Source organism: Streptomyces sp. NPDC102360 (assembly GCF_044766085.1).
Lineage (GTDB): Bacteria > Actinomycetota > Actinomycetes > Streptomycetales > Streptomycetaceae > Streptomyces.
Window position 1 is genome coordinate 187978 of the sequence record NZ_JBIWLG010000011.1, and the last position, 25623, is coordinate 213600.

The window sequence follows — 25623 nt, forward strand, 5'->3', positions numbered from 1 at the left end:
GGCGGCGTCATCGCGCGGGCTCCTTCAAGGTGCGGTCCACCGGGGGCTCGGCCGTCAGCCGCACCGCGTCCGGGCGGAGGTCCGCCGGCGTCGGCATGGCGCTGCCCGGCAGCTGGACCGCCGCCGCGCCATGGGCGACCGCCGAGGCCAGCGCCTTCGGGCCCTCGCCGCCCGCGATCAGGAAGCCGGCGAGGGAGGAGTCGCCCGCCCCGACATTGCTGCGCACCGCGTCGACCGGGGCCGAGGCGAACCAGGCGCCGCTCGCGTCGACCAGGATCTGGCCGTCCGCGCCGAGGGAGGCGAGCACGGCGACCGCGCCCAACTCCCGCAGCTCCTCCGCCGCCTTGACCGCGTCGCCGACCGTGGCGAGCGGGCGGCCGACGGCCTCGGCGAGCTCCTCGGCGTTGGGCTTGACGACGTCGGGGCGTTCGCGGAGGGCGGCCAGCAGAGCGGGCCCGGACGTGTCGAGCGCGATACGGGCGCCCGCGGCGTGCGCGCGGGCCACCAACTCGGCGTACCAGGAGGGCTCCAGGCCCCGCGGCAGGCTGCCGCAGCAGGCGATCCAGTCGGCGCCCGCCGACTGTTCCCCCACGACCGACACCAGCGACTCGGCTTCCGCGGCGGACAGTTCGGGGCCGGGGGCGTTGATCTTCGTGAGGGTGCCGTCCGGCTCCGCGAGCGCGATGTTCGAGCGGGTGTGGCCCTCGACCGGGACCGGGGCGACCTTGATGCCCTGCCCGTCGAGGAGTTCGGCGACCAGGGCGCCGGGGGCGCCGCCCAGCGGAAGGACGGCCAGCGTGGGCGCCCCGGCGGCGGCCACGGCCCGCGACACGTTGACACCCTTGCCGCCCGGGTCCATGCGCTCGCCGCTCGCGCGGACGACCTCGCCGCGGTCGAGGCCCGGGACCTCGTAGGTGCGGTCGAGGGAGGGGTTGGGGGTGACGGTGAGGATCATGCGCGTGCCATTGCTTTCGTTGCCTTCGTTGTTCTCGTTGCTTTCGTGCTCGGGGTGGTGCGGGCCGGTGGTGGCCGTACGAGTCATACGCGGACCACCTCCGTGCCGCCCGCCTCGATCGCCGCCGCGTCCTCGGGGGCGAGGCCGGTGTCCGTGATCAGCAGGTCCACATCGGCGAGGTCGCCGAACCGGGCGAAGTGCTCCTGGCCCCACTTGCCGGAGTCGGCGAGCAGCACGACGCGGCGGGCCGCGGCGACGGTGGCCCGCTTCACGGACGCCTCGGCGAGGTCGGGCGTGGTGAGTCCGGCTTCCGCCGAGAAGCCGTTCGCCGCGAGGAAGAGGACGTCCGCGCGGATCTCCCCGTACGCGCGCAGCGACCAGGCGTCGACGGCGGCGCGGGTGCGGTGGCGGATGCGGCCGCCGACGAGGTGGAGCTGGACGCCGGGGTGGTCCGCGAGCCGGGCGGCGGTGGGCAACGAGTGGGTGACGACGGTCAGTTCGGACTCCAGCGGCAGCGCGGTCGCGAGCCGGGAGACGGTCGACCCGGCGTCGAGGATCACGCTGCCCTCGGCCGGCAGTTCGGCGAGCGCGGCGTGGGCGATGCGGTCCTTCTCGTCGGCGGCGGTGCCCTCGCGCTCGGCGAGGTCGGGCTCGAAGTCGAGGCGGCCGGCCGGTATGGCGCCGCCGTGCACACGCCGGACGAGGCCCGCGCGGTCGAGGGCCTTCAGGTCGCGCCGGATGGTCTCGGCGGTGACCTGGAACTCCTCGGCCAGCGACAGCACGTCGACCCGTCCGCCGTCGCGCGCGAGGCGGAGGATCTCCTGCTGGCGCTCGGGTGCGTACATGTCCGTTTACCTGTGTCCTCTTCTGCGAGCGTGCCCGAATGTGTTGCTCTCCCGTGAGGCTACGACTGGATTTCCAGAAAGTAAACAGGTTCGGGCGTCATGCAGACACAAACGGGCACACGTCTGGAGGTCGGGCCGGGCCGGGCCGGGCGGGGCGGGGCAGCGCGAAGGGCCCGGCCTCTTGGAGGAAGCCGGGCCCTTCGGGGGTGCGTACGGACTACTGCCCCATCACGTACTTCACCGTCGGACCCGTGGTCCAGCCGCCGTCCACGGCCAGCTCCGCGCCCGTCATGTACGAGGAGTCGTCCGACAGCAGGAAGACCACCGCCTTCGCGATCTCGTCGGCCTCGCCGACGCGGCCCATCGGGGTGTTCGGGTAGTTCCCCTCGCCCTGCTGGATACCGACCTGCGCGGTCATCGGGGTGTACGTCATGCCGGGGTGCACGGAGTTGACGCGGATCCGCGCGGTGCCCTGCTCGACCGCCGCGATCTTGGTGAGGCCGCGCACGCCCCACTTCGAGGCGCCGTACGAGGAGGTGAGCGCGAGGCCCATCAGGCCGGCCGCGGAGGAGATGTTGACGATCGAGCCGCCGCCCGCCTCCTTCATCGCGGGGACGACGGTCTTCATGCCCGCGAAGACGCCGACGAGGTTGACGTCGAGGACCTGGCGGAAGCGTTCCACGCTCTCCGTCTCGAAGGGCATGCCGGTGGAGATACCGGCGTTGTTGACCAGGCCGTCGATGCCGCCGAACTCGGTGGTGGCGTAGGCGAGGGCGGCCTGCCAGTCGTCCTCCGACGTCACGTCGAGGTGGGTGTAGCGGGCGTTTGCGCCGAGTTCGGTGGCGAGGGCCTTGCCTTCGTCGTCGAGGACGTCGGCGATGACGGTGGCGGCGCCGGCGGTTGTGGCCAGGTGGGCGATTTCGGCGCCGATTCCGCGGGCACCTCCGGTGATCAGGATGGTCTTGCCGGTGAGGTTGTTCATTTCGGCTCCCTTTGGTTGTGGCCCCCCGTGGTTGACGACTCGGGGCTCTGCCCCGGACCCCGCGCCTCAATCGCCGGCGGGGCTTGAAAGATCGGGGCTCCGCCCCGGACCCCGCTGCTCAATCGCCGCAGGGGCTTGAATTACCGGCGGGGCTTGATTGGTTCAGGCACGTCAGTGCCAGTGCTGCTGGGCCTGTTGGGCCCGTCGGTGGGGCGTCCGAGTGTGCCCAGGTCTCCACTGCGACCCGTACGGCCGTGGTCGCCACCCCGGCGAGCAGGCGCAGTCGCAGGTCCGGGGCGCCCGCCCCTTCCGTGCGGGCCGTGAGGATCGTGAGGAGGGTCGACTCCGAGACTCGGCATGTGTCGCTCCAGACGGCCCGCAGCGCCGGGCTCTCCCCGGTGAGGCGGAGGAGGGCGCGGACCCAGCCGAGGGACGCCGCGTTCGCCGGGTCGTCGGCGGTGAGCGCGCGCTCCACGGCGTACCGCAGCGCGGCGGGGACCGGCAGGTCCGCGGGCGCCTCGCGGACCGCTTCCGCCCACTGGTGGGCCCCCGCGTCGAGGAGCGGCGCGACCGACTCCTCCTTGGTCGCGAAGTACCGGTAGAAGGTGCGCGGCGCGACGCCCGCCGCCCGCGCGATGTCCTCTGCGCGCGTGGCCCGCAGGCCGTCCCGCGTGAACAGCTCGGCCGCGGCGCGCGCGATGTCCAGGCGCGTGGCGGCCTTGCGTCGCTCGGTCAGCGTCGGGGTCGGCGTCACCATCGCAGTACCTGCCATACGGACATGGTATGCCTGTGTGGCACAACATGCCACTACCCGGAAGTGGTCGTGCCAAGTGGACCGATCAATCACGTGAGCGAGGCGAGAGCAGTGCGGCGGCGGCACTTTCTGAGGACGACGGGCCTGGCCGGAGCGGGGGCGGGCGCCCTGGCCCTGACCGGCTGCGGTTCGGGCGACGGGGGCGACGGCGCCGATGGCGACAAGGTCACCCTCGACCTCCTCGTATCGAGCTACGACAAGAGCGTCGGCGCCTCCATCGGCGACCAGTGGGACGACGTCGTACGGGCCTTCGAGAAGAAGCACCCGGACATCCACGTCGAGGTGGAGCGCGTCCCGTTCCTGAAGATCGACGCGGTTCTCGCCCGCCGCGTCAAGGACGGCCGCGCCCCCGACATCGCGCAGGGCCACCTCTTCGCCCCGTACGCCGAGGACCGCCTGCTGTACCCGGCGGAGCGGCTCTTCGACGTGCCCACGCAGGCGAACTTCATCCGTTCCTTCGCCGACGCGGGCCGGGTCGACTCCGTCCAGTACGGCATCCCGATCCTCGCCAGCACCCCGCGCCTCTTCTACAACACGGGCCTCTTCGAGCGGGCCGGCCTCACGGGCCCGCCGCGTTCCTGGGCCGAACTCCGCACCGCGGCACAGGCGTTGAAGACCATCGGCGTCCCCACCCCGTACGCCCTGCAGTTCGGCCCCGAGGCCGCGGAGGACGAACTCCTCGCGTGGCTGCTCTCGGGCGGCGGCGGTTACTCGGGGATCGACGGCTACGACTTCGGCACCACGGAGAACAGGTCGACCCTGACCTGGCTGCGCGACGAACTGGCCGGGCCCGGCCTCGCGGGCGCCGACCCGGCGAAGCTCACCAGGACACAGGCGTACGCCCAGTTCCTCGGCGGGAGGGCCGGCATGCTCATCGCCCACCCGGTACTGCTCGGCGCCGCCGACAAGGCCCGACTGCCGTACGCGCACGCCCCGTTCCCGCTCAAGGAGGGGAACGAGGCGGCGCCCCCGGTGGGGCTCAACGACTGGATGATGGCGTTCAAGAGCGGCGGCCATGTCGAGGAGGCCGGGAAGTTCCTGACGTTCCTGTACGGCACCGGTTCCGCGAAGACGTACGGCGGCGCGCAGGCCACGCTGCCGGTGACCGTGACGGCCTCCGACGCACTGCGGGCCGACCGTTCACAGCGGAAACTGTGGACGTTCGTCGACCAGATGCCGGACGCCGAGTTCCACCCGGTGGGCCTGCGCTCCTGGCCCAAGGTCCGCTCGGCGGTGCGTCAGCGGATCGGCGAGGCGGTGACCCCCGGCGGCGAGCCGGCCCGGGTGCTGGAGTCCCTGGACCAAATAAGCCCCGCCGGCGTTTGAGGCGCGGGGTCCGGGGCGGAGCCCCGCAACCGTCACACCAACTCCCGCTCCGCTTCCGGCTCCCGCTCCACCACCACGTCCTCGGCGTCCCCCGAAACAACCCCACCCGCCCCTCCCGAGGCCTTCGGAAACGCGAACATCAGCACGAAGATCCCCACAAGAACCCCCGCCACCCACACCAACGCACTCCGGAACCCGTCCACGAACGCCGCGTCGCCGACGCCCCGCGCCAACCCGTCCTCCACCACGTTGAAGAAGACGACGGAGACCAGGCTGAGGCCGAGCGCGTTGCCCATCTGCATCACCGTGTTGATGAGCCCGGACGCCGAGCCCGCGTGCTCGCGCGGCACCTCGGACAGCACCGCGTCGGTCAGCGGCGCGACGATCAGCCCCATGCCGAGCCCCATCACGACCAGCGGCAGCGCCATCTGCCAGGAGGCGATGCCGAGTCCGTAGTGCCCGGCCTCGACGACGTAGATCAGGACACCGGCCGCCATCGTGAGCGCGCCCGCCTGGAGCACCTTGCGTCCGAAGCGCGGCACCAGCTTCTGCACGGAGATGCTCGCGGCGACCGAGACGGCGATCGAGAACGGCACCCCGGTGACGCCCGCCCGCAACGCGCTCCAGCCGAGGCCGAGTTGCATGTAGAGCGTCCAGGTCAGGAAGAAGATGCCCATGACGAGGCCGAAGACGGTCTGCACGGCGATACCGGCCGCGAAGCTCTTCACCTTGAACAGCGACAGCTCGATCAGCGGCGACCCGTCGCGCCGCGCCTTCGCCCTCTCGTACGCGACGAGTACGCCGACGAGCCCGACGGACGCCGCCATCATCACGTACCCCCACAGCGGCCAGCCGTTCTCGCGGCCCTGAGTGAGCGGGTAGACGAGCGCCAGCATGGCGAGCGTGACGAGGACGACGCCGACGAGGTCCAGCTTCAGCGCCTTCGGAGCCTTGGACTCGCTGATGACGCGCGAGCCGAGGACGAGCGCGGCGATGCCGACAGGCAGGTTGATGAGGAAGATGGGGCGCCACTCCAGGCCCCCGATGTTCCACTCGGTCAGCAGCGCGCCCAGCAGTGGCCCGGACACGGCACCCAGGCCGACGATCGCGCCGAACAGGCCGAAGACCTTTCCGCGTTCGTGCGCGGGGAACGTCGCGTGCACGATCGAGAGCACCTGCGGCACCATCATCGCCGCCATGCCGCCCTGCAGGATCCGCGAGGCGACCAGCATCTCGGGGTTCGCGGCGAAGCCGCACAGTGCGGAGGCGAGGGTGAATCCGCCGACGCCGAGGAGGAAGAGCCGCTTGCGGCCGAAGATGTCGCCGAGCCTGCCGCCCGTGATGAGCAGGGCGGCGAAGGCGAGCGCGTAACCAGCGGTGATCCACTGGATCTGCCCGGTCGAGGCGCCCTCGTCGTGCTGGATGGTCGGCAGGGCGACATTGACGATCGTCACGTCGACGAGGTCCATGAAGGCCGCCGTCATCACGATGGCGAGGGCGAACCAGCGCCTGCGGTCGGCCGTCGGCCCGGCCTCGGGAAGGGTGCTGCTCGAAGAACTCATGCCGGAAAACTAGAACCCATATAGGCCATAAGAGGTCCTAGTTCCCCGGCATGCTTGGTTCCATGACTCGCATGACTCGCACGACCCACGTGACGACGACGATGACGATGGCGGCGGTTCCACGATGACCGGGGCGACCGGCGCGCAGACGCCCGTGCGGCTGCTGCAACTGCTGTCCCTGCTCCAGACACCCCGCGAATGGCCGGGCAGCGAGCTCTCCGCCCGGCTCGGGATCAGCCGGCGCACGGTGCGCCGCGACATCGACCGGCTGCGCGACCTCGGCTATCCGGTGCAGGCCACGCTCGGCGCGGACGGCGGGTACCGGCTCGTCGCGGGCAAGGCGCTGCCGCCGCTCGTGCTCGACGACGAGGAGGCGGTGGCGATCGCGGTGGGCCTGCGGGCCGGCGCCGGGCACGCGGTGGAGGGCATCGAGGAGGCCTCGGTGCGGGCGCTCGCCAAACTCGAACAGGTGCTGCCCTCGCGCCTGCGCCACCGCGTGGCCACGCTCCAGACGGCGACCACCCCGCTGACCTCGGGCGACGGCGCCACGATCGCACCCGAGACGCTCACCGTGATCGCCTCGGCGGCCGCGGGCAGCGAACGTCTGCGCTTCAGTTACCGGGCGCGCGACACCTCGGAATCACGCCGCCTGGTGGAGCCCCACCGACTGGTGTCGACGGGCCGCCGCTGGTACCTGGTCGCGTACGACATCGACCGCGACGACTGGCGCTCCTTCCGCGTCGACCGGATCTCGGACCCGTTCGCCACCGGTGCGCGGTTCGCTCCGCGGGAGGTGCCGGAGGGGGACGCGGCGGAGTACGTGCGGCGCTCGGTGTCCTCGTGGGGCGCGGCCGACGCGTACGAACTCGACGTGGAGTTCGCGGCCCCGGCCGACCAGGTGGCAACACACATGCCCCCGGCGCTGGGCGCGCCGGAGGCACTGTCGGAGGAACGGAGTCGCCTCCGAGCGACGACGACCGATCCGGTGCAGTGGATGGCGGTCCGCTTGGCGATGACGGGCTACGAGTTCACGGTGCGTGGCCCGGAGGAACTGACCACGGCAGTACGCGAGTTGGCCAACCGACTGACCCAATCAACCCAACCAAGCCCCTCCGGCGATTGAGCAGGCCCTTCAAGCCCCTGCGGCGATTGAAAGGCTCAATCGCCGGCGGCGCTTGATTTGGGGCGACGGGGCGGTCAGGCCGCCGCGTCGAACCCCGTGTCCCGCGCCAGCTTCTTCAGCTCAAGAAGCGCATGCTTCTCGATCTGACGGATCCGCTCACGCGTCAGACCGTGCTCCTTACCGACCTCCGTGAGCGTCCGCTCCCGCCCGTCCTCGATCCCGTACCGCATCTTGATGATCGACGCGGTGCGCTGGTCGAGCCGGCCGATGAGGTCGTCCAGCTCCTCGCTGCGCAGCAGCGTGAGCACGGACTGCTCGGGCGACACGGCCGACGTGTCCTCGAGCAGGTCACCGAACTGCGTCTCGCCCTCGTCGTCCACCGACATGTTCAGCGAGACCGGGTCGCGGGCCCAGTCCAGGACGTCGACGACACGCTCCGGCTTCGCGTCGAGCTCGGCTGCGATCTCCGTGGGCTCCGGCTCCCGGCCGTGCTCGCGGTTGAACTCGCGCTGCACGCGGCGGATCCGGCCCAGCTCCTCGACCAGGTGGACGGGGAGCCGGATGGTGCGGGACTGGTCGGCGATCGAGCGCGTGATGGCCTGACGGATCCACCATGTCGCGTACGTGGAGAACTTGAAGCCCTTGCGGTAGTCGAACTTCTCGACCGCGCGCACCAGGCCCGCGTTCCCCTCCTGGATCAGGTCGAGCAGGGGCAGGCCGGACCGCGGGTAGCGGCGGGCGACCGCCACGACGAGCCGGAGGTTCGACTTGATGAAGATGTCCTTCGCGTTCTCCGACGCCGCGACCAGAGCCTCCAGCTCCTCGCGGGACGCCTCCACGGCGGCCTTGCTGTCGGAGACCGTGCCGTCGAGGATCTGCTGGGCGTAGACGCCCGCCTCGATGGTCTGGGACAGCTCGACTTCCTTGGCGGCGTCGAGCAGCGGTGTGCGCGCTATCTCGTCGAGGTACATGCCGACCAGGTCGCGGTCGGCGATCTCCCCGCCTACGGCGCGAACACTGCGTGCCGCGTCAGTCTCGCCGGACGCGGCGGACTTACGACGGGCTACGGCACGGGTTGCCATGCGTGCTCCCTTGCGGTGGTAGGTCGGCTGTACGCCCCTCCCGGGGCCTTACGGGTGCCCTGCATCCGATGGAATCAACGACTGGAATCCGGACAGAATTCCCAAGCCGCCCATCTTTTTTCTGATCATGCAGTACCCTGCGCGCCACACCGCGCGAAATGGAGGGACAAGATGGTGGCAGAGCCCATAGAGGTGCAGGTCAGGCCAGGAGTCGAGGGCGACCTCAAAGCCCTCACGGACCTCTACAACCACTACGTACGTGAGACGCCGATCACGTTCGACACGGCCACCTTCACTCCTGAAGAGCGACATCCTTGGCTGCTCTCCCACCTTGAAGACGAACGACACCCGCTCCTGGTTGCCAACGAAACGGCCTCGAACCGGATCCTCGGCTACGCCACGGCCAGCGCGTTCCGCCCGAAGGCCGCGTACGACACCTCGGTGGAGGTGACGGTCTACCTGGCGCCCGGCGCGGGGGGCCGAGGCGTCGGCACGCTCCTCTACAAGTCGCTCTTCGAGGCGCTCGCCGGGCAGGACATCCACCGCGCCTACGCGGGGATCGCGCAGCCGAACGAGGCGTCCACGCGGTTGCACCTCCGTTTCGGGTTCCGGTACGTGGGGACGTACGAGGAGGTCGGCCGGAAGTTCGGGCGGTACTGGGACGTGGCCTGGTACGAGAAGGCCTTGCGGCCGTCGTCCTCCTAGGTCCTGGGGCTCTGCCCCAGACCCCGCGCGTCAAACGCCGGCGGGGCTTGAGTGGCCGAACTGGACCGAGCGTTTCGCGAGTCCCATCCAGAACCCGTCGATCACACTCCGCTGACCCGCCAGTTCGCCGAAGGCATCCGCCGCGCCCAGCGTCACGAACAGCGGGGCGAAGTGCTCGGTGCGCGGATGCGCCAGCGCGCCCGCGGGGGACTTGTGCGTGAAGTCAAGGAGCCCGTCCACGTCCCCCGCCTCCAGCGCCCGGTGCCCCCAGTCGTCGAACTCCGACGACCACGCCGGGATCCCGCCCTGCCGCAGCGCGGCGAGGTTGTGCGTGAAGAAGCCGGAGCCGACGATCAGCACGCCCTCGTCGCGCAGCGGCGCGAGGCGGCGGCCGATGTCCATGAGCTGGGCCGGGTCGAGCGTCGGCATGGAGACCTGGAGGACGGGGATGTCGGCGTCCGGGTACATCTCGACGAGCGGGACGTACGCGCCGTGGTCGAGCCCGCGGTCCGGCACGTCCTGGACCGGGATGCCAGGGCCACGCAGCAACTTGCGTACGGATTCGGCGAGTTCGGGTGCGCCGGGCGCCGCGTACGTCACCTGGTAGTAGTGCTCGGGGAAGCCCCAGAAGTCGTAGACGAGCGGCGCGGTCTCGGTGGCACCGAGGGCCAGCGGCGCGTTCTCCCAGTGCGCGGAGATCATCAGGATCGCCCTGGGGCGCGGCAGGTCGGCCGACCAGGCGGCGAGCTGGCCGGTCCACAGGGTGTCGTCGGCGAGCGGCGGGGCACCGTGGGAGAGGTAGAGCGCGGGCATCCGGTTCACGACGACGAACCTCCTTGAAGTTTCAAGTTCCTTCTATCGGCAAAAGTAACCCTTCTTTGTTTAATCTTCAAGAAGGGGGCCTACGATGGGACGCATGGAGCACATGGATCACAGCGACAGCGACGCGGAGGCAGCGGAGGCCACCTGGCTCAGCGAGGACGAGCAGCGCACCTGGCGCGCGTACCTCCATGCCACCACGCTCCTGGAGGACCACCTGGACCGGCAACTCCAGCGCGACGCGAAGATGCCGCACATCTACTTCGGGCTCCTGGTCAAGCTGAGCGAGTCGCCCCGGCGCCGGCTGCGGATGACCGAGCTGGCACGGGAAACGAAGATCACCCGCTCCCGGCTCTCGCACGCGATCGCGCGTCTGGAGAAGAGCGGGTGGGTGCGGCGCGAGGACTGCCCCTCCGACAAGCGCGGCCAGTTCGCGATCCTCACGGACGACGGCCTGAAGGTCCTGGAGAGGACCGCGCCGGGGCATGTCGAGACCGTCCGCCAGGCGCTCTTCGCGCGGCTCACCCCCGAACAGCAGAAGTCCCTCGGCGAGATCATGATGATCGTCGCCGAGGGACTTCAGCCGAAGGAGGCCGGGGCGGACCTCCCCTGGCTCAGGTGAGATCCGCCCCGTACGCAGGGGTGGTCAGTGCGCGACCACCGGCACCAGCACCTCGTCCTCCGCACCCTCCGTGTCCCCCGAGGCCGCAGGCGAACCCGTGCCCGGGGCGGCGGTGTTGACGAGCGTGAAGGCGATCAGGGACGCGACGGCCAGGATGCCGACGGCCCACCAGATGGCGTGGCTGTAGCCGCTGACCATGGCCTGCGCCTGGAGCAGCCGCTGGTTCGTGGCACCGGCCGCGTGGTCCGTCAGGTACGCGGTGGTGGCCGAGGCCGCGATCGTGTTCAGCAGGGCCGTGCCGATGGCGCCGCCCACCTGCTGCGAGGTGTTGACCATCGCGGAGGCGACGCCCGCGTCCCGCGGCTCGACGCCGAGCGTGGCGAGCGACATGGCGGGCATGAACGCCGTACCCATGCCGAGGCCGAGCAGCAGTTCGGCGGGCAGGATCAGACCGGCGTACGAGGTGTCCACCGAGAGCTGCGTCAGGAGCAGCATGCCGAGCGCCGCGACCAGGAAGCCGGGGCCCATCAGCAGGCGCGGGCGGACCCGCGTCATCAGGCGGGCGCCGATCTGCGTGGAGCCCGTGATCATGCCCGCGATCATCGGCAGGAACGCGAAGCCGGTCTTGACCGGCGAGAAGCCCTTCACGACCTGGAGGTAGTAGGTCAGGAAGAGGAACAGGCCGAACATCGCGATGATCGCGAGGCCGAGCGAGGCGTAGACACCGCCGCGGTTGCGGTCGGCGACGACGCGCAGCGGCAGCAGCGGGTGCTTCACCCGGGCCTCGACGGCGACGAACGTGATCAGCAGCACGGCCGCGGCGACGAACATGCCGATGGTGGTGGCGTCCGACCAGCCGTTGGTCTCGGCGCGCGTGAAGCCGTAGACGAGCGAGACCAGGCCGAGGGTGGAAAGCAGCACGCCGGGGATGTCGAGCGGCGAGCGGTTGCGCGTGCCGGCCGGCTCACGGATGACGAAGTACGCACCGGCGGCGGCGATGATCGCGAACGGGATGTTCACGAAGAACGTCCAGCGCCAGTTCAGGTACTCGGTGAGGAAGCCGCCGAGGATCAGGCCGACGGCGCCACCGCCACCGGCGATCGCACCGTAGATGCCGAACGCCTTGGCGCGCTCCTTGGCATCGGTGAACATGACGGCCAGCAGGGACAGGGCGGCGGGCGCGAGCAGCGCGCCGAACAGGCCCTGCAGCGCGCGGGCGCCGAACATCATGGCCTCGCCCCCGGCCGCGCCGCCGAGCGCAGAAGCGAGGGCGAAGCCGATCAGGCCGGTGACGAAGGTGCGCTTGCGGCCCCAGAGGTCCGCGATGCGTCCGCCGAAGAGCAGCAGGCCACCGAAGGCGAGCGCGTAGGCCGTGATGACCCACTGCTTGTTGCCGTCGGATATGCCGAGGTCCTGCTGTGCGGCGGGCAGGGCGATGTTCACGATGGTGGCGTCGAGGACCACCATCAGCTGGGCGAGCGCGATGAAGGCGAGCGCCTTCCAGCGCCTCGAATCGGGTGCCGTTTCCGGCAAGGGGGTACCCACAGCGGGACTCCAAGTCGTGAATAAGCGTGAGAAATCGGGTTGGTACGAAGCTGGGTGCAGCGCTGAGGAACGGCGCTACGAAGTAGTTCTGCGAAGTAGTTCTGGGAAGTAGTTCTGCGAAGAGGCGGAGGGGGCCGGACGTCAGTCCTGGCGGAGGTCCTCCAAGGTCGCGGGCTCGCCGGGGAGTTCCGAGCGGGCGGGTGCCATCAGGCCGTCGAGGAACAGCTGCAGATGACGGTGGACGTACCGGTCGAAGCCCAGACAGCCGGTGCCGGGCAGCGGCCGGGTGAGCTGGGAGAGGGCGACCATCAGATCCCCGACGCCGACGTCGGGCCGCAACTCACCGGCCGTACGGGCCCGTTCGGTCAGCTGCTCGACGGCGTCGGTGAGGCGGTCGCGGGCGGCGACCAGTTCGGGATGGTCCTTGTCGAAGGTGGCGTCGAGCATCGGGCACAGGGCGCCGATCCGCTCCTCGGCCGCGGCGTGCACGAACGTCCGCAGCGCGCCGAACGCGGTCGTCTCGCCGGCGTCCTCGGCGGCGATCCCCCGCTCCGCGTGTTCGGTGATGGTGTCGGTGACCGTGATGACCACGTGGTGCATCAGTTCACCGCGGTCCTTGAAGTTCCGGTACAGCGTGGCGTTGCCGACGCCGGCGCGGCGCGCGACCTCGTCGAGCGGCAGGACGGGGCCGTGCTCCACGAGCAGCTCGCGCGCGGCGGCGACGATCCGCTCCCGGTTGCGCACGGCGTCGGCCCGCGGGCGCGGGACGCGGCGCTGCGGCTTCTCGGTCGCGGTGGTCACGGCGGTCTCCTTCACGGTCTGGGCGTACGGGCCGCACGGGCTTCGGATGAAGTGGGGAGCAGGTCCCCGGTTCGTGCGGACACGGGTCTAAACGGGGATTCGCTCCCCGGTTATTTCCCGGCCCCCATGTGACCTGCCTCACACGCCCCTGACCTCGGAAACCCACGATCGGCGCACCCAGCGAGCGGCCCGCCACGCCCCGACACAGGGTGATCGAAAGGGACCCGAGCGTGAGGCGGTGCGGATGCGGATGCGTCGGATACGCAGGGGCCGGCGGGGTGTGCTGCTCGCCGCGAGCACGGCCGTGGCGCTCACCGTGACGATGACCGCGAGCACCGGCAGGCTCCTCGACGACTCGACGACCGCGGCGGGTCCCGTCGCCGTCTCGCGCACGACCTCCCTCGCCCCCTGCATGATCCGCGGCTCGCTCGGCGTCCAGATGTCGGAGGGCCTGCCCACCGCCCCCGGCTACGCCCGCTCCACCGGGACCGTGCGGGCCCTCAACCTCATGGTCGACTTCCCGGACGCGCCGGGGCAGGGCGCCGCGAAGGACCGGCTCGGCGAGTTCTTCCCGCAGACCCAGGACTGGTTCCGTACCGGCTCGTACGGAAAGCTCGACTACGTTCCCGAGGCCCCGGTCGACCACTGGCTGCGGATGCCCAAGCCATTCACCGCGTACGGGATAGACCGCGGCGCCCCCTTCGACCCCGGCTACCGGGAGCTCGCCGACGACATCGCGGCGGCGGCCGACCCCGAAGTGGACTTCCGCCGGTACGACCTGGTGAACATCCTGGTCACCCCGAACGCGGGGCCGTCCGCGCTGGACACGGTGCTGTCCGTGACGTTCGCCGGCAACCACGAGGCGCCGGTCGCCGACGGGGTGCCGCTCTCCAACGCGTCGTTCGTCTACTCCCGCCAGGACGACGGCTCCGGGTCGTACGACAGGACCGGGTACCGGGTGCTGCCGCACGAGAACGGGCACGTGTTCGGGCTGCCGGACCTCTACACGCAGGACGGCGGTGGGGCCGCCGGGCACTGGGACATCATGAGCGAGGACTGGGGGGCCGGGAACGATCTGCTCGGCTGGCACAAGTGGAAGCTCGGGTGGCTCGACGACAGTCAGGTCGGCTGCGCCGCGCAGCCCGGCACGACCGAGTACCGGCTGTCGCCGCTGGCCCGGAACGACGGCGGGTCGAAGCTGGTGTTCGTGCCGCTGACCCGGAAGACGGGGTACGCGATCGAGGTGCGTACGCAGGAGGGGAACGACGAGGCGGTGTGCCGGGCCGGGGTGCTGGTCTACAAGGTCGACGCGGACGTGGACACCGGCCAGGGCCCGGTCAAGGTCGAGGACGCGACGCCGGACAGTGGGGGGTGCACGCGGCAGCCCAACGTCCACGCGGAGCTGTCCGACGCGGCGTACCAGTCGGGCGACGTGTTCCGGGACAAATCCGCGGGTGTCCGTGTGACGGTCGGCGGGATCAGTGGTTCCGGCGACTACCAGGTGTACGTCACCCGTCGTTGACGCCTCGGGGCTCCGCCCCGGACCCCGCGCCTCAAACGCCGGCGGGGCTATTTATAGCCCCTGCGGCGATTGAGCAGCGGGGTCCGGGGCGGAGCCCCGAGGCCGCAACGCCGGTTAGGCAGCACGGAACGTTGCGCGCAGCTGTCGCTTCAGGACCTTTCCCGTCGCGTTGCGGGGGAGTTCGGCCTCCTGGAGGATCACGTGCGCGGGCACCTTGAAGGCCGCCAGGGACTTCGCCGTGAAGGCGCGGATGTCGTCCGGGGTGACCGCGGAGCCGGGGCGGACGTGGAGGACCGCCGCCACCTCCTCGCCAAGGACCGGATGGGGAACGCCCACGACGGCCGCCTCCAGGACGTCGGGGTGGTCGTGGAGGATCGCCTCCACCTCGACACAGTGGACGTTCTCGCCACCCCGGATCACCAGGTCCTTGATCCGGTCGACGACACTGACCCGCCCCTCCGAGCACACCGCCAGGTCCCCCGTCCGGAACCACCCGTCCGCCGTGAACACCGCCCCGGTGGCCTCCGGAGCGTTCCAGTAGCCGCGGATCAACGGCTGGCCGCGGAGGCAGAGCTCGCCCACCTCCCCGTCGGGCAACGGTTCGCCGAGGGGATCCGCGATCCGCACCTCCACGGCGGGCGCCGGGCGGCCCACGCTGCCCGGCCAACTCCGGTACTCGTCACCGGCGTTGGAGAGAACCCCGCCGAGCGTCTCGGTGAGCCCGTAGCCATTGCGCGGCTCGATGCGCTCGCCGTAGCGGTCGGTGAGCCGGGCGACGATTCCGGGCGGGGCCGCGGCGCCGCCCGTGCTGAATCCCGTAAGAGAGGGGAGCTCGTCGCCCAATTCCTTTGCGCGCTCCAGGAGTTGGAGGGCCGTGGCCGGGACGCCGCCGAAGCTGGTGATGCCGTGTTCGCGGATCATGGCCAGCGCCGCGTCCGGGTCCCATTTGCGCAGCACCACGATCGTGCCGCCCACCCCCATCGCCGCGTAGAAGCCGGTGAAGGCGGCGACGTGGAAGAAGGGGAAGGTCAGGAGGCCGATGGGGGTCGGGCCCTGGCCGGGCACGATGCCGCGGGCCAGCGCCGTGCGGGCCGCGGCGTAGCGGGGGCCCGTGACGGCGCCCATGTGGGCGTGGTGGGTGGCGACGGCGCCCTTGGGGCGGCCCGTCGTACCGGAGGTGTAGAGGATCGTGGCGTCGGCGGCCGGGTCGATGTCCACGTCGGGCGGGCCGAGTTGGGGGTCGGGCGTGGGCAGGTCCGCGTACCGCTCGACCCGGTCACCGCTCGGCTCCCGGCCCTCCTCGTGGCAGACCAGGACCCAGGGGCGGGGGCCGGCCGCGTCGAGCCACGGGCGGACCCGTTCGTAGCGCTCCCCGTCGACGACCAGCACCGCGGGGCCGCAGTCGTCGAGCGCGTAGGCGAACTCGTCGGCGGTCCACCACGCGTTCAGCGGCACCGCCACCAGGCCCGCCAACTGCGCCGCCCAGAAGGCGACCTGCCACTCCGGGTGGTTGCGCATCGCGATGACGGCGCGGTCGCCCGGCCGCAGCCCGTAGCCGCCCGCGCTCTCGTCGTCGGTGAAGCGGCGGGCCAGCGCGCACGCCGCGGCGAAGAACTCCCCGTAGGTCATGCACCCGTTCTCGGAGATGACGAAGGGGGTGTCGCCGAACGCCCACGTCGCCTCGGCGAACTCGCGCAGCGTACGGGGCCCGTCGGCATAGGAGAGGCGCCCGTCCTCACCGCGTACGACGGCAAAGGGGGCGCCCGGAGCGGTCAGCAGCGCTTCCACGGAATCCACGGCATCAGCGTCCATGGTCGGACGGTACGTCCGGCGGCCCGACCCACGTCAAGGTACGTGCACCGGCCAACGGCCGGACAGGGCACCCGCACAACGCGGCGGGCGGTGCGCGTGAACCTCCACGCGCACCGCCCGCCAACCGCCTTGGTGACCCTCTACTCCGCGGCCTTCGCGTGCTCGGCCACCCGCTTGCGGGTCAGGAACCAGCCGATCACGAGGCCGACCACGATCAGCGGCGAGCAGTACACCGAGACCGCCGAGTCGCCGCCGCCGACCACCATCAACACCACGACCGCGACGAGGAAGACGATCGTCAGCCAGCTCGTGAAGGGCGCGCCCGGCAGCCGGAACGCCGGGCGCTCCACCTCGCCGCGCTGGGCCTTACGGCGCAGCACCATCTGGCAGACCATGATCATGACCCAGGTCCCGATCATGGTGATCGCGGAGAAGTTGATGACGATCGAGAACGCCCGCTCGGGCACGATGTAGTTGAGGATGATGCCCGCGATGTAGCAGGTCGCGGTCAGCAGCACGCCACCGTAGGGCACGCCCTTCTTGTTCATCTTCGTGGTGAACGCGGGCGCGGATCCCGCCAGGCCCATCGAGCGCAGCACGCGGCCGGTCGAGTAGAGGCCGGAGTTGCAGCTGGACAGGGCCGCCGTGAGGATCACGAAGTTCATGATGCCGCTGATGCCGGGCACGCCGAGCTTGCCGAGCAGCGTCACGAACGGCGACTCGCCGGCCTTGTACGCGCTCCACGGCAGCAGCAGCACGAGCAGCAGCACGGACCCGACGTAGAACAGCACGATGCGCCACGACACGGAGTTGATGGCGCGCGGGATCACCTTGCGCGGGTTCTCCGTCTCGCCGGCGGCGATGCCGACCATCTCGATCGCCGCGTACGCGAAGACGACACCCTGGATCAGGACGATCGCCGGGAGCAGGCCGTTCGGCAGCATGCCGCCGTGGTCGGTGATCAGCTGCGGGCCCGTGCTGTGGCCTTCGACGGGGTGGCGGCTCGCGAGCAGCCAGCAGCCGATGGCGAGGAAGCCGAGGATCGCGGCGACCTTGATGATCGAGAACCAGAACTCGAACTCGCCGAACCAGCGCACCGAGATCAGGTTGGCGCCGAGCACCACGAGCAGCGCCACCAGGGCGAGCGTCCACTGGGGTATGTCGCGGAAGGCGGACCAGTAGTGCAGGTACATCGCCACCGCGGTGATCTCCGCGATGCCGCTGCACACCCAGTGCAGGAAGTAGACCCAGCCGGCCGTGTACGCGGCCTTCTCGCCGAGGAACTCACGCGAGTACGAGACGAACGAGCCCGAGGTGGGCCGGTGCATCACCAGTTCGCCCATGGCGCGCGTGATGAAGAAGGCGAACAGGCCGGTGATGGCGAAGATGATCACCAGGGAAGGGCCCGCGGTGTGCAGCCGCTCCCCCGCCCCCAGGAAGAGGCCGGTGCCGATGGCGCCGCCGATCGCGATCATCTGGACCTGACGGTTACGCAGGCCGGCCGTGTAACCCCCCTCACGGATGGTTCCGGCCGTGGCCTTGCCGCCCGTGGTCACACTGCCCTCGGTCGCAGCCGCAGGGGCGGTCGCGGGCCGAGCCTCGGACTCGGCTTGTGCTGTGTGCTCCATGGTTCTCCGACGTACGTGCAAAACGGCATGCCGCACGCACGCACGCGTACGCGAGCGCAGTTGCGGAGCGCAGTTGCGAACGCGGGCAGGCGTGTGCGGCGTACCTGTTGGACAGGACTGATTCGCCGGATCCGGCGAACCTCGAGATCGGAACGGATCTCAGTGGAGTGTGCCGCGGGCGGACCACGCGACGACACGCCACCTTAAACCGTTCGCGGGGGCAACTAATCCACGAGCCCTGAGCCGAGCCCCGAGCCGAGCCCGAGCAGCGAACCGGCGTACTGGGCACCGGACTCGGCGAGCACCTCGTCGAGCGACTGCGCGGCCCGCACGGGAGCGAAGGCCACCTTGTCCGCTTCCGTCCCGTTCTGATTCAGGACATACCCGTACACCGCGGGACGCGGAAGGCTGTTGTAGTGGAAGTGGGTCGAGAAGTAGTACGCGCCGGTGTCGTACAGCGCGACGAGATCGCCGGGCGCCAGTTCGGGCAGCTCACGGCCGCGCGCCACGAGGTCGCCCGCGAAGCAGCAGGGCCCGGCCACGTCCTGCACCAGCGGAGCGCTCGTCCGCGGCCGGCCCTCGGCGTCGTACGCCCCGACCCGCAGCGGCCACGACTCGGGTACGAAGACGGTACGGGTCGCCACCTGCGCGCCCGCGTGCGTCACGGCGATCCGGCGGCCGCCGGAGGTCTTGGTGTACTCGACGTGCGCGGCGATGAACCCCTGCTTGGCGAGGAGCGAGCGCCCGAACTCGGTGACGAGCGTGTACCGGCCGTCGAAGAGCCCGGGGACGGTCTCCCGCAGGATCCGTGCGTACTCCTCGAAGCCGGGGGTGATGGCATCCGACTCGAAGTTCACCGGCAGGCCGCCACCGATGTCGAGGGTGTCGATCTGCTGCCGCCCGACCTGCGCGTTGATCTTCTCGGCCAGGTCGTACGCGGCCCGAACGCCCTCCGCCATCAACTCAAGGGCGACGCCCTGGGAACCGGTGTGGGTGTGCAGGCGGGTCATCCACGGCCGCGCCTTGTACGCGCCGATGACCCACTGCTCCGCGCCCTGGTCGCGCAGGGCGACACCGAACTTCGAGGTGGCGGTCGCCGTGCTCATCGCGCCGATCGAACCACTGCCGACCTGCGGGTTCACGCGCAGCCCGATGGGCGAGACGCTGGGGTTCGCCGCGAACTCGGCGACGATCTCGTCGATCCGGGCCAGCTCCTGCGGGTTGTCGGCGTTCACGGCGATGCCTGCCGCCAGCGCGTCCCGCAGCTCGCCGACCGTCTTGGCGGGCGAGTCGAAGACGATCCGCTCGGCGGGCACCCCGGCGGCGCGCGCGAGCGCCAGCTCACCGGGGCTCGCGACCTCCGCGCCGATGCCCTCCTCGTTCAGGAGCGCGAGCACGGGGACGAGCGAGGCGGCCTTCACGGCGAAGGTGTGCCGCGCGTCGACGCCCTCGAACGCCGCCTTGAGCGCGCGCGCCGCCTCCCTGACCCCGGCCACGTCGAGCAGCCCGAGCACGGGGGCGTCGGGCCCCACGAGCCCCTGCTCAACGGCGGCACGCAGGGCGGCGTCGCGACGGGTGGCGGGTGCGGAGGCCTTGGGCATGAGGGGACGTCCTGCCTTCTGCTTGGTACGTGGTTTCACTTGGTACGTGGTTCCACTTGGTACGTGGTCGGGCACTCGTCACTGTGCAGCGCGGCGGGGCGGCGTGTCTGCGTGCGCCGGCACGAAGTACGGGGCGGGAGCGCTGTGCGTGGGCACAACGAGCGGCGGGCGGGCACGCGCGCGTGGTGCGTGCGCACGACAGGAGGCCGTCGGTCGTGGTGGCATCGGACTACGACAGCGGGACTACGGCAGTGGGGCCACGCCACGGCAACGGGCCACGGCAGTGGACTACGGCAGCGGGGCTACGGCAGCGGGATGAGGCCGGCCCGCCGCAGGCCGAGCTCGACGACGAGCCGTACGTCGGGGTCCGACAGGTCGAAGCCGCCCAGCTCGCGGGCCCTGCGCAGCCGGTACCGCAACGTATTCGCATGGATCCCCAGATACCGGGCGGTGGCCCCGGCGTCCCCGAAGAACGCCAGATGCGCGGCCACGGTGCGGGGCAGATCCGTCCCGTGCCGCTCGTCGTGCGCGAGCAGTGCCGCCACGGCGTCCCCGACGGAGGGCACTCGCGCGGCGACGGCGTCCGACACGCGCAGCGCGTTCAGGGCGAACCGCACGTCCTCGGCGCCCGCCACCTCGGGTTCCCCGCGCTCGCACAGCACCCGCAACACCTCTACGGCCCCGGCCCGGGAGCCCACCGCGTCCTTCAACGCGCCGACGACGGGCCCGACCGCGACCAGCGGCGTGACCCCGGCGCCCCGCAGTACGGCAGCGAGGTCCCGAGCGAGCCGCTCGGCGGCGTCACCCCGCGGATCGACGACCAACACATCAAACCGCTCACCACTTCCGGCCCCGCCGGCGATTGCACTTCCGGCCCCGCCGGCGTACGCACTTCCAGCCCCGCCGGCGATTGAGGCGCGGGGTCCGGGGCGGAGCCCCGAGTCCTGGGCACGGACTGCCGCCCCCTGCGCCTGCCCCTGGCCCGCACCCCCCTCCACCCGGAGGGCAAACGCGGGTACGCCATACGCAGCAACCCGCAACGCCGCCGCCCGCAACGCCCTCTCCCGCACCTCCGGCGCCACGGGCCCCACGACCACCGCCGCGAGCACCGCACACGGCTGCCCCGGATCGACGCCGAGCGCAGCGGCCGCGGCACCCACATCAGGAGCCCCGTCCTCGAACAGCGCCCGCACCGCATGCCGACGCCGCCCCTCGGCGGACCGCGACCGCAACCGGTGATGCAGCAGATGCGGCACCGCGATGACGGCGGCCTGCCGCAACGCCTCCCGGGCCCCCTCCGGCAACGGCTCCCCGTCCGCGGCGGCCCACAACGACCCGAGCACCTCCTCCCCCGCCCGCACGGCGACCGCGAGCCGCTCGGGAAACCGCCCATCAGCAGGCCGATGCACCACGTCACCCGCCCACAACGCCGCCAGGAACCCGCTCTCCGCGAGCTCGGCGACCCGCCACTTCGGCACCCGCCGCCCGAGGATGGTCAGCCGCCGCAACGGATCGGCGGTGTCGGCGGTCGGCGAGTACGCCAGCACGTTGGACTCCGGGTCCTCGACGGTGATCGCACCCCCGACGAGCGCGGCGAGCGCGGACGCGAGGGCCGGCAGATCCCCGAGCCCCACGTCGACACCGGGCTCCGGCACCCGCGCCCCACCGGCCGCGAGCGCGGCCCGCAGCAGCCCGATCAGCTCGCCCCAGTCCACCCAGGGGGCGCGGGCGAGCAGCGCGGTGGACACACCGTCGGCCACCTCACCGAGCAGCGGCGCGACCCCTTCGGCCCCCCGCCGCACCACGAGCGCAGCAGCCCCGGCCCGATCGGCCGCACGCAACACCTCAGCAGCAGCGGGATCCGACGTATCGACCCCCACGGCAATAAGCACCCGCCCCCGCTCCTGCAAGCTCTCCCCGGCGTCGAACACCCCGACCCCGCCCACGGCCACGTCCGTCCCGCACGGCGCCCGCACGACCTGGACGACGTCCCGCCCCACGACATCGACGACCTGCGCCAACGTGGGGCCCCCGCCCGAAGCGGGATTCTCGGGCTGCGGCCTGCCGGACGCGGAAAACTCCATGTCCCCAGTCTCACCGATCACACACGCCCTGCCCGGTGTGACGAACAAGGCACCACAAACAGGGCACTTGTGAGCAACAGCACCCAGTACTCACCGCCAATCGGCCGCCTTCGCCCCTACGTTGGACGAATGTCCCCTCTTGCCCGGGTGAGCGAGGCGTACGGTCCGCGCTTCGCCGAATTCGCCTTCGAGCCCGCCTTCCTGGCCGCGGTCGACCAGCACGTGGCGGAGGTCCGCGACCGCCTGGAGGCCGGCTCGGCCGGCCTGCACCCACCGGCTCCCGACGCCGAAGTGCTCGCCGACTACTCACTCGGCTTCCTCGACGCACTCTCCGAGACCGGCTGGCTCGAACCCATGGGCCACGACTACGCGGTGTGCCGCCTCACCGCCATCAGCTGGCTGGTGAGACGGCACGACCTGCTCGACCTGGTGTAGTTCACCGGGATCACTCGGTCACGGGGACCACTCGGTCACTGATTGTCGAACCGCCCCCGCTCCCGCTCCTGAACAGGCTGATTGGTGAGAGCATCCTCACGCCCCGCCTGATAAGCGCTCGCGCCCGCGCCACCGCTCCCGACGTTCCCCTTCGCCTTGGCGGTCTCCTCCTCGGCCATGTTCAGCCACCGCTCCCAGCGCTGCCGCATCGGCCCGATGAGCCCACCGCCGACACCGACGATCAGGATCCCGGCCGCGGCCGCGAGACCTGCGATGAGCACCGGCTGCGTGACGGACGTGGCGATACCCGCCTGCCCGAGCGCCGCGATGGCACCGAGCACCACGATGCAGGCCCACACGATGGTGCCGACGGTCTTCCCGTACGAGACGGAGGACAGGGTGTTGGTGACGATGTCACGCACCAGGTTGGCGACGGCCATGGCCACCACGATCAGGACGACCGCGACGATGCCGCGCGGCAGCCAGGCGACGATGCCGTTGATCATGTCCGACACGGGGTTGTCACCGAAGACCCCGAAGCCGAGCTGGAGCACGATCAGCATCAGGGCGACGTAGACGACCTTGCAGAGGATCGCGGTCGTGTCGTACTTCGACCCTTCGAGCATCTTCGCCGAACCGGCCCGTTCGGCGAGCTTCTCCGACCCGATCTTCCGAAGGCCCCGGTCGAGGAGCTTGGTGATCATCTTGGCCACGAACCAGCCGATGACCATGACGACGAGGAAGCCGAGGAACTTCGGCACGAACTCGGCGACCTTCGACCACGCGTCGTTCAGCCCTTGAGTGAAGTCGACGGCGAGGATGCTCGCGCCGTCCGGCGAACTGAGATTCTGGATCATGAGTGGACCTCCACCCAGTGGGGCCGGACGCCGCGAAGCCGCGCCCGACGAGACGTGTCCCCCCTCGTTTTCCTGTGTCTCTCCGGCTTAACAGCCCCGGCCGCCCCCGTCCGCCCCAGCTCCCCCATTGGCGTGACCCACGCCCCGAACCCGATCCGCTACGCTGTTCACGCGCCTTCGTAGCTCAGGGGATAGAGCACCGCTCTCCTAAAGCGGGTGTCGCAGGTTCGAATCCTGCCGGGGGCACCAGTTCAGAAGGGCCCCACCTCTGGGTTTTCGGAGGTGGGGCCCTTCTGACATCAAGACCCGACATCACTGGCCTCAGCCCCTGACGTCCGGCACGCCCCCGAGTAAGACAGGCTCATGCCAGCCGTGGAGCAGCTGACGCCCGAAGGGGAGGTCACGTACATGACCGAGGTCGGCGCGAGGAGCCACAACACCAGGCACCTGCCACCAGCGCGACAGAACTTTCCCTACTTCATCAAGACCGGCTGCGCTCCGCTCCGCCGGGCGGGCTCCCGGCTCCGCCGCCCTTCGCGCTCATGCCTTCGGCCCGCACTACGGGCGCTCCGGCACCGGGGGCCGGGGGGGGGGGGGGGGGAGCGCTGTCGGGTGCGGGTCCGTGGGTGGATGGGAGCTGGGGTTGGATGGTGGGCCAGGATTGGCTCGTCAGTCCCGGCTGAGCTTCAGCCCTTGGCGGTGTGGTCCAGGATGGCGGCGGCGAGCGGCGTCTGGACGTCAGGCGGGAGGGCATGTCCCATGCCGGGGATCTCGACGATGCGTGCGCCTTGAACCACCTGGGCGAGGTGATGGGGATGTGGTGGCGGGGCGATTGGTTCGGCGGGAGCGGAGATGACGAGGGTAGGCAGGGTGGCCCGGGCGAGTCGCTCTGTGCGGTCCAAGTCGGACGCATCGGCACGGGCATGCGCGGTGTTCGTGGCGTAGCCCCCGGTGTGCTCGATCACCTTCAACTCCAGCTGGCGAGCGTATTCGGCATCGAAGGGGAGCTGATCCCCACCCAGGATCCGCCAGTGTTGGACGCGCCGTTCCAGCTCCGCTTCCGGGTCGAGGTCCGGTACGGGACGGGACCACATCTCCAGCAGGCGAGGTTCGATGCCGGGGAGCTCCTCGGGCGGGATCCGGGTTCCGTCCGGCTGGACGTACGGAGCCGTGCTGAGCGCGCTTGTGCCGATCAACGTGGCACTGAGCAATCGGTCGGGATGGTCTGCGACAAGAAGTTGGGCGAGCACTCCGCCCAGGGACATACCGACGACGTGGGCGCGGGCGATCGCGAGACCGTCCAGCACCGTGAGCGCGTCTTCCGCAAGCTGGCTGAGGGGATAGGGCCGCTGGTCGAACGCCCAGGTGGAGCGACCGGTGTCGCGGTGGTCGTAGCGGATCACGCGATGACGTGAGGCCAGCGCGTCCACCAGCTCGTCCGGCCAGCCCAGACCGGACGCTTGCGCTCCCATGATCAGCAGCAATGGAGGCGCGTCCACTGAACCCCGGTCTTCCGTCCAGAGGCGTACACCGGGGGCTACGTCGATGAAGCGTTCCATAGTGTTCCTCCAGGTAGATAGAAAGACGAGACGTATCGTATCGCGATCGAACGGAGCACGGCGCTCAGCGGGTGAGCGTGAGGCGGACGGGTCGTGCCACATCCGTGCCAGTTCGGCCGGGGAACCACGGGGAACGGCAGGCACGAAGCCGGAAGCTCCAAGGGCCCATAAGACCGCTCCCCTGCAGTTCAGACGCCCAACTCCCGCTAGATCACCCGAGCTTCCCAAGCTTGGAGCGCGAGTTGGGTTCACTCACTTGTTGGGCGCTCTAGGGTCAAGGGATGGATCATGACCCGATGCGGCAGGTTGCCGAATTCCGCGAAGTGTTCGACGGTGAGACCAAAGTCGAAAGCCCTGAACTGCCAGCACACCGAAGGACGTTGCTGGTCGAAGAAGCACGCGAAGCCGCCGAGGCCCTCACCAACCTTGCCGAGGCCCTGCAGACCGACGATGACCCGCTCACTGCATACCAGGCGGTGGCCAAGGAACTCGCAGACGTCCTTTACGTCACTTATGGCGCCGCAGATGCACTGAAGATCGATCTGCCGTCTGTCTTCGCCGAAGTCCATCGGTCCAACATGAGCAAGTTGGACGCGGATGGTCGGGTCCTTCGCCGAGCCGACGGCAAGGTTCTCAAAGGTCCCAGCTATCAGCCACCGACTCTCGATGGCATCGTGGGGTGGCCGCCTACCAGCTCGGCCTCAGGGCCGGGCGTACAGCAGTGAAGTACCGCAACCACAGCAACCGGCCCCGTCCCGCAGCCCGTGACAAAGGCCCTGGCGCGCCCGGTATGGGCAGCAGCGACCATTCCACATAGAGCTACGGGTCAGAAAGCTCCTGAACATCCACGGCTGGCATCAACGACACCGGACAGAGGCGTACACGGACACTTCTGTCCGGCCGTCAGAACGGGATATCCCCTCTGAACCGGCCCTTCACTCTGA

General features: G+C 70.6%; 22 protein-coding genes and 1 tRNA gene. 8 read left to right on the forward strand and 15 right to left on the reverse strand.

Annotated elements, in window-relative coordinates; translation table 11 throughout:
* Window positions 1–7 precede the first annotated feature (7 nt).
* The 4 genes from pfkB to ACIRHA_RS33840 form a co-directional block, all read right to left on the reverse strand.
* Window positions 8–955 carry a 1-phosphofructokinase gene (gene pfkB, locus ACIRHA_RS33825; protein WP_403853966.1) on the reverse strand — a complete coding sequence of 316 codons (948 nt, stop codon included), beginning with the start codon at window positions 953–955 and terminating at the stop codon, window positions 8–10.
* Between the two features lie 83 nt (window positions 956–1038).
* Window positions 1039–1800 carry a DeoR/GlpR family DNA-binding transcription regulator gene (locus ACIRHA_RS33830; RefSeq protein ID WP_403853788.1) on the reverse strand — a complete coding sequence of 254 codons (762 nt, stop codon included), beginning with the start codon at window positions 1798–1800 and terminating at the stop codon, window positions 1039–1041.
* A 217-nt stretch (window positions 1801–2017) separates the two neighbouring features.
* Entirely contained in the window at window positions 2018–2782 is a 765-nt protein-coding gene (locus tag ACIRHA_RS33835; protein WP_403853790.1) for a glucose 1-dehydrogenase, read from the reverse strand.
* Window positions 2783–2900: 118 nt separating this feature from the next.
* A complete protein-coding gene (locus ACIRHA_RS33840) occupies window positions 2901–3554 on the reverse strand; it encodes a TetR/AcrR family transcriptional regulator (protein WP_403853792.1) in 654 nt (217 codons plus the stop codon).
* Between the two features lie 75 nt (window positions 3555–3629).
* On the opposite strand from ACIRHA_RS33840, the gene ACIRHA_RS33845 reads away from it, so the two are divergent.
* On the forward strand, window positions 3630–4922 hold the full coding sequence (locus tag ACIRHA_RS33845; protein ID WP_403853794.1) for an extracellular solute-binding protein: 1293 nt from the start codon (window positions 3630–3632) through the stop codon (window positions 4920–4922).
* A 32-nt stretch (window positions 4923–4954) separates the two neighbouring features.
* Here the strand turns inward: ACIRHA_RS33845 and ACIRHA_RS33850 are convergent, their stop codons facing one another.
* Window positions 4955–6484, reverse strand: coding sequence for an MFS transporter (locus ACIRHA_RS33850; protein ID WP_403853796.1), 1530 nt, complete (start codon window positions 6482–6484; stop codon window positions 4955–4957).
* Window positions 6485–6608: 124 nt separating this feature from the next.
* Between ACIRHA_RS33850 and ACIRHA_RS33855 the strand changes: the two genes are divergently transcribed.
* The gene (locus tag ACIRHA_RS33855) at window positions 6609–7607 is read left to right on the forward strand and encodes a helix-turn-helix transcriptional regulator (protein WP_403853798.1); all 999 of its coding nucleotides are present in this window, start codon (window positions 6609–6611) and stop codon (window positions 7605–7607) included.
* A 74-nt stretch (window positions 7608–7681) separates the two neighbouring features.
* On the opposite strand, the gene ACIRHA_RS33860 is transcribed toward ACIRHA_RS33855, so the two are convergent.
* Window positions 7682–8689, reverse strand: a complete 1008-nt coding sequence (locus tag ACIRHA_RS33860; protein ID WP_403853800.1) for an RNA polymerase sigma factor RpoD/SigA — start codon at window positions 8687–8689, stop codon at window positions 7682–7684.
* 171 nt (window positions 8690–8860) lie between these two features.
* Here ACIRHA_RS33860 and ACIRHA_RS33865 point away from each other — a divergent pair, with 171 nt between their 5' ends.
* A complete protein-coding gene (locus ACIRHA_RS33865; RefSeq protein ID WP_403853802.1) occupies window positions 8861–9394 on the forward strand; it encodes a GNAT family N-acetyltransferase in 534 nt (177 codons plus the stop codon).
* A gap of 30 nt (window positions 9395–9424) precedes the next feature.
* Here ACIRHA_RS33865 and ACIRHA_RS33870 read toward each other — a convergent pair whose 3' ends face one another.
* Window positions 9425–10207, reverse strand: coding sequence for a dioxygenase (locus ACIRHA_RS33870; RefSeq protein ID WP_403853968.1), 783 nt, complete (start codon window positions 10205–10207; stop codon window positions 9425–9427).
* 103 nt (window positions 10208–10310) lie between these two features.
* On the opposite strand from ACIRHA_RS33870, the gene ACIRHA_RS33875 reads away from it, so the two are divergent.
* Window positions 10311–10835, forward strand: a complete 525-nt coding sequence (locus ACIRHA_RS33875; protein WP_403853804.1) for a MarR family winged helix-turn-helix transcriptional regulator — start codon at window positions 10311–10313, stop codon at window positions 10833–10835.
* 24 nt (window positions 10836–10859) lie between these two features.
* Here ACIRHA_RS33875 and ACIRHA_RS33880 read toward each other — a convergent pair whose 3' ends face one another.
* Both ACIRHA_RS33880 and ACIRHA_RS33885 read right to left on the reverse strand, forming a co-directional pair.
* Entirely contained in the window at window positions 10860–12380 is a 1521-nt protein-coding gene (locus ACIRHA_RS33880) for an MFS transporter (RefSeq protein ID WP_403853806.1), read from the reverse strand.
* Between the two features lie 141 nt (window positions 12381–12521).
* On the reverse strand, window positions 12522–13181 hold the full coding sequence (locus tag ACIRHA_RS33885; protein ID WP_403853808.1) for a TetR/AcrR family transcriptional regulator: 660 nt from the start codon (window positions 13179–13181) through the stop codon (window positions 12522–12524).
* Window positions 13182–13431: 250 nt separating this feature from the next.
* On the opposite strand from ACIRHA_RS33885, the gene ACIRHA_RS33890 reads away from it, so the two are divergent.
* On the forward strand, window positions 13432–14703 hold the full coding sequence (locus tag ACIRHA_RS33890) for a M6 family metalloprotease domain-containing protein (protein WP_403853810.1): 1272 nt from the start codon (window positions 13432–13434) through the stop codon (window positions 14701–14703).
* Between the two features lie 114 nt (window positions 14704–14817).
* On the opposite strand, the gene ACIRHA_RS33895 is transcribed toward ACIRHA_RS33890, so the two are convergent.
* The 4 genes from ACIRHA_RS33895 to ACIRHA_RS33910 form a co-directional block, all read right to left on the reverse strand.
* Entirely contained in the window at window positions 14818–16515 is a 1698-nt protein-coding gene (locus tag ACIRHA_RS33895) for a class I adenylate-forming enzyme family protein (protein ID WP_403853812.1), read from the reverse strand.
* Between the two features lie 140 nt (window positions 16516–16655).
* Window positions 16656–18143, reverse strand: a complete 1488-nt coding sequence (locus ACIRHA_RS33900) for an amino acid permease (protein ID WP_403853814.1) — start codon at window positions 18141–18143, stop codon at window positions 16656–16658.
* A 224-nt stretch (window positions 18144–18367) separates the two neighbouring features.
* Complete coding sequence (locus ACIRHA_RS33905; protein ID WP_403853816.1) at window positions 18368–19744, reverse strand: diaminopimelate decarboxylase; 1377 nt, start codon at window positions 19742–19744, stop codon at window positions 18368–18370.
* 302 nt (window positions 19745–20046) lie between these two features.
* Entirely contained in the window at window positions 20047–21828 is a 1782-nt protein-coding gene (locus ACIRHA_RS33910) for a PucR family transcriptional regulator (protein WP_403853818.1), read from the reverse strand.
* Between the two features lie 129 nt (window positions 21829–21957).
* On the opposite strand from ACIRHA_RS33910, the gene ACIRHA_RS33915 reads away from it, so the two are divergent.
* Entirely contained in the window at window positions 21958–22263 is a 306-nt protein-coding gene (locus tag ACIRHA_RS33915; protein WP_403853820.1) for a DUF6401 family natural product biosynthesis protein, read from the forward strand.
* 35 nt (window positions 22264–22298) lie between these two features.
* Here the strand turns inward: ACIRHA_RS33915 and ACIRHA_RS33920 are convergent, their stop codons facing one another.
* Window positions 22299–23120 carry a hypothetical protein gene (locus ACIRHA_RS33920; RefSeq protein ID WP_403853822.1) on the reverse strand — a complete coding sequence of 274 codons (822 nt, stop codon included), beginning with the start codon at window positions 23118–23120 and terminating at the stop codon, window positions 22299–22301.
* Window positions 23121–23293: 173 nt separating this feature from the next.
* Between ACIRHA_RS33920 and ACIRHA_RS33925 the strand changes: the two genes are divergently transcribed.
* Window positions 23294–23369: transfer RNA gene (locus tag ACIRHA_RS33925), tRNA-Arg, on the forward strand.
* Window positions 23370–23806: 437 nt separating this feature from the next.
* On the opposite strand, the gene ACIRHA_RS33930 is transcribed toward ACIRHA_RS33925, so the two are convergent.
* Window positions 23807–24679 (reverse strand): alpha/beta fold hydrolase, encoded by an 873-nt coding sequence (locus ACIRHA_RS33930; protein ID WP_403853824.1) that lies wholly within the window; start codon window positions 24677–24679, stop codon window positions 23807–23809.
* Between the two features lie 281 nt (window positions 24680–24960).
* On the opposite strand from ACIRHA_RS33930, the gene ACIRHA_RS33935 reads away from it, so the two are divergent.
* A complete protein-coding gene (locus ACIRHA_RS33935; protein ID WP_403853826.1) occupies window positions 24961–25404 on the forward strand; it encodes a MazG nucleotide pyrophosphohydrolase domain-containing protein in 444 nt (147 codons plus the stop codon).
* The last annotated feature ends 219 nt before the right edge of the window (window positions 25405–25623 follow it).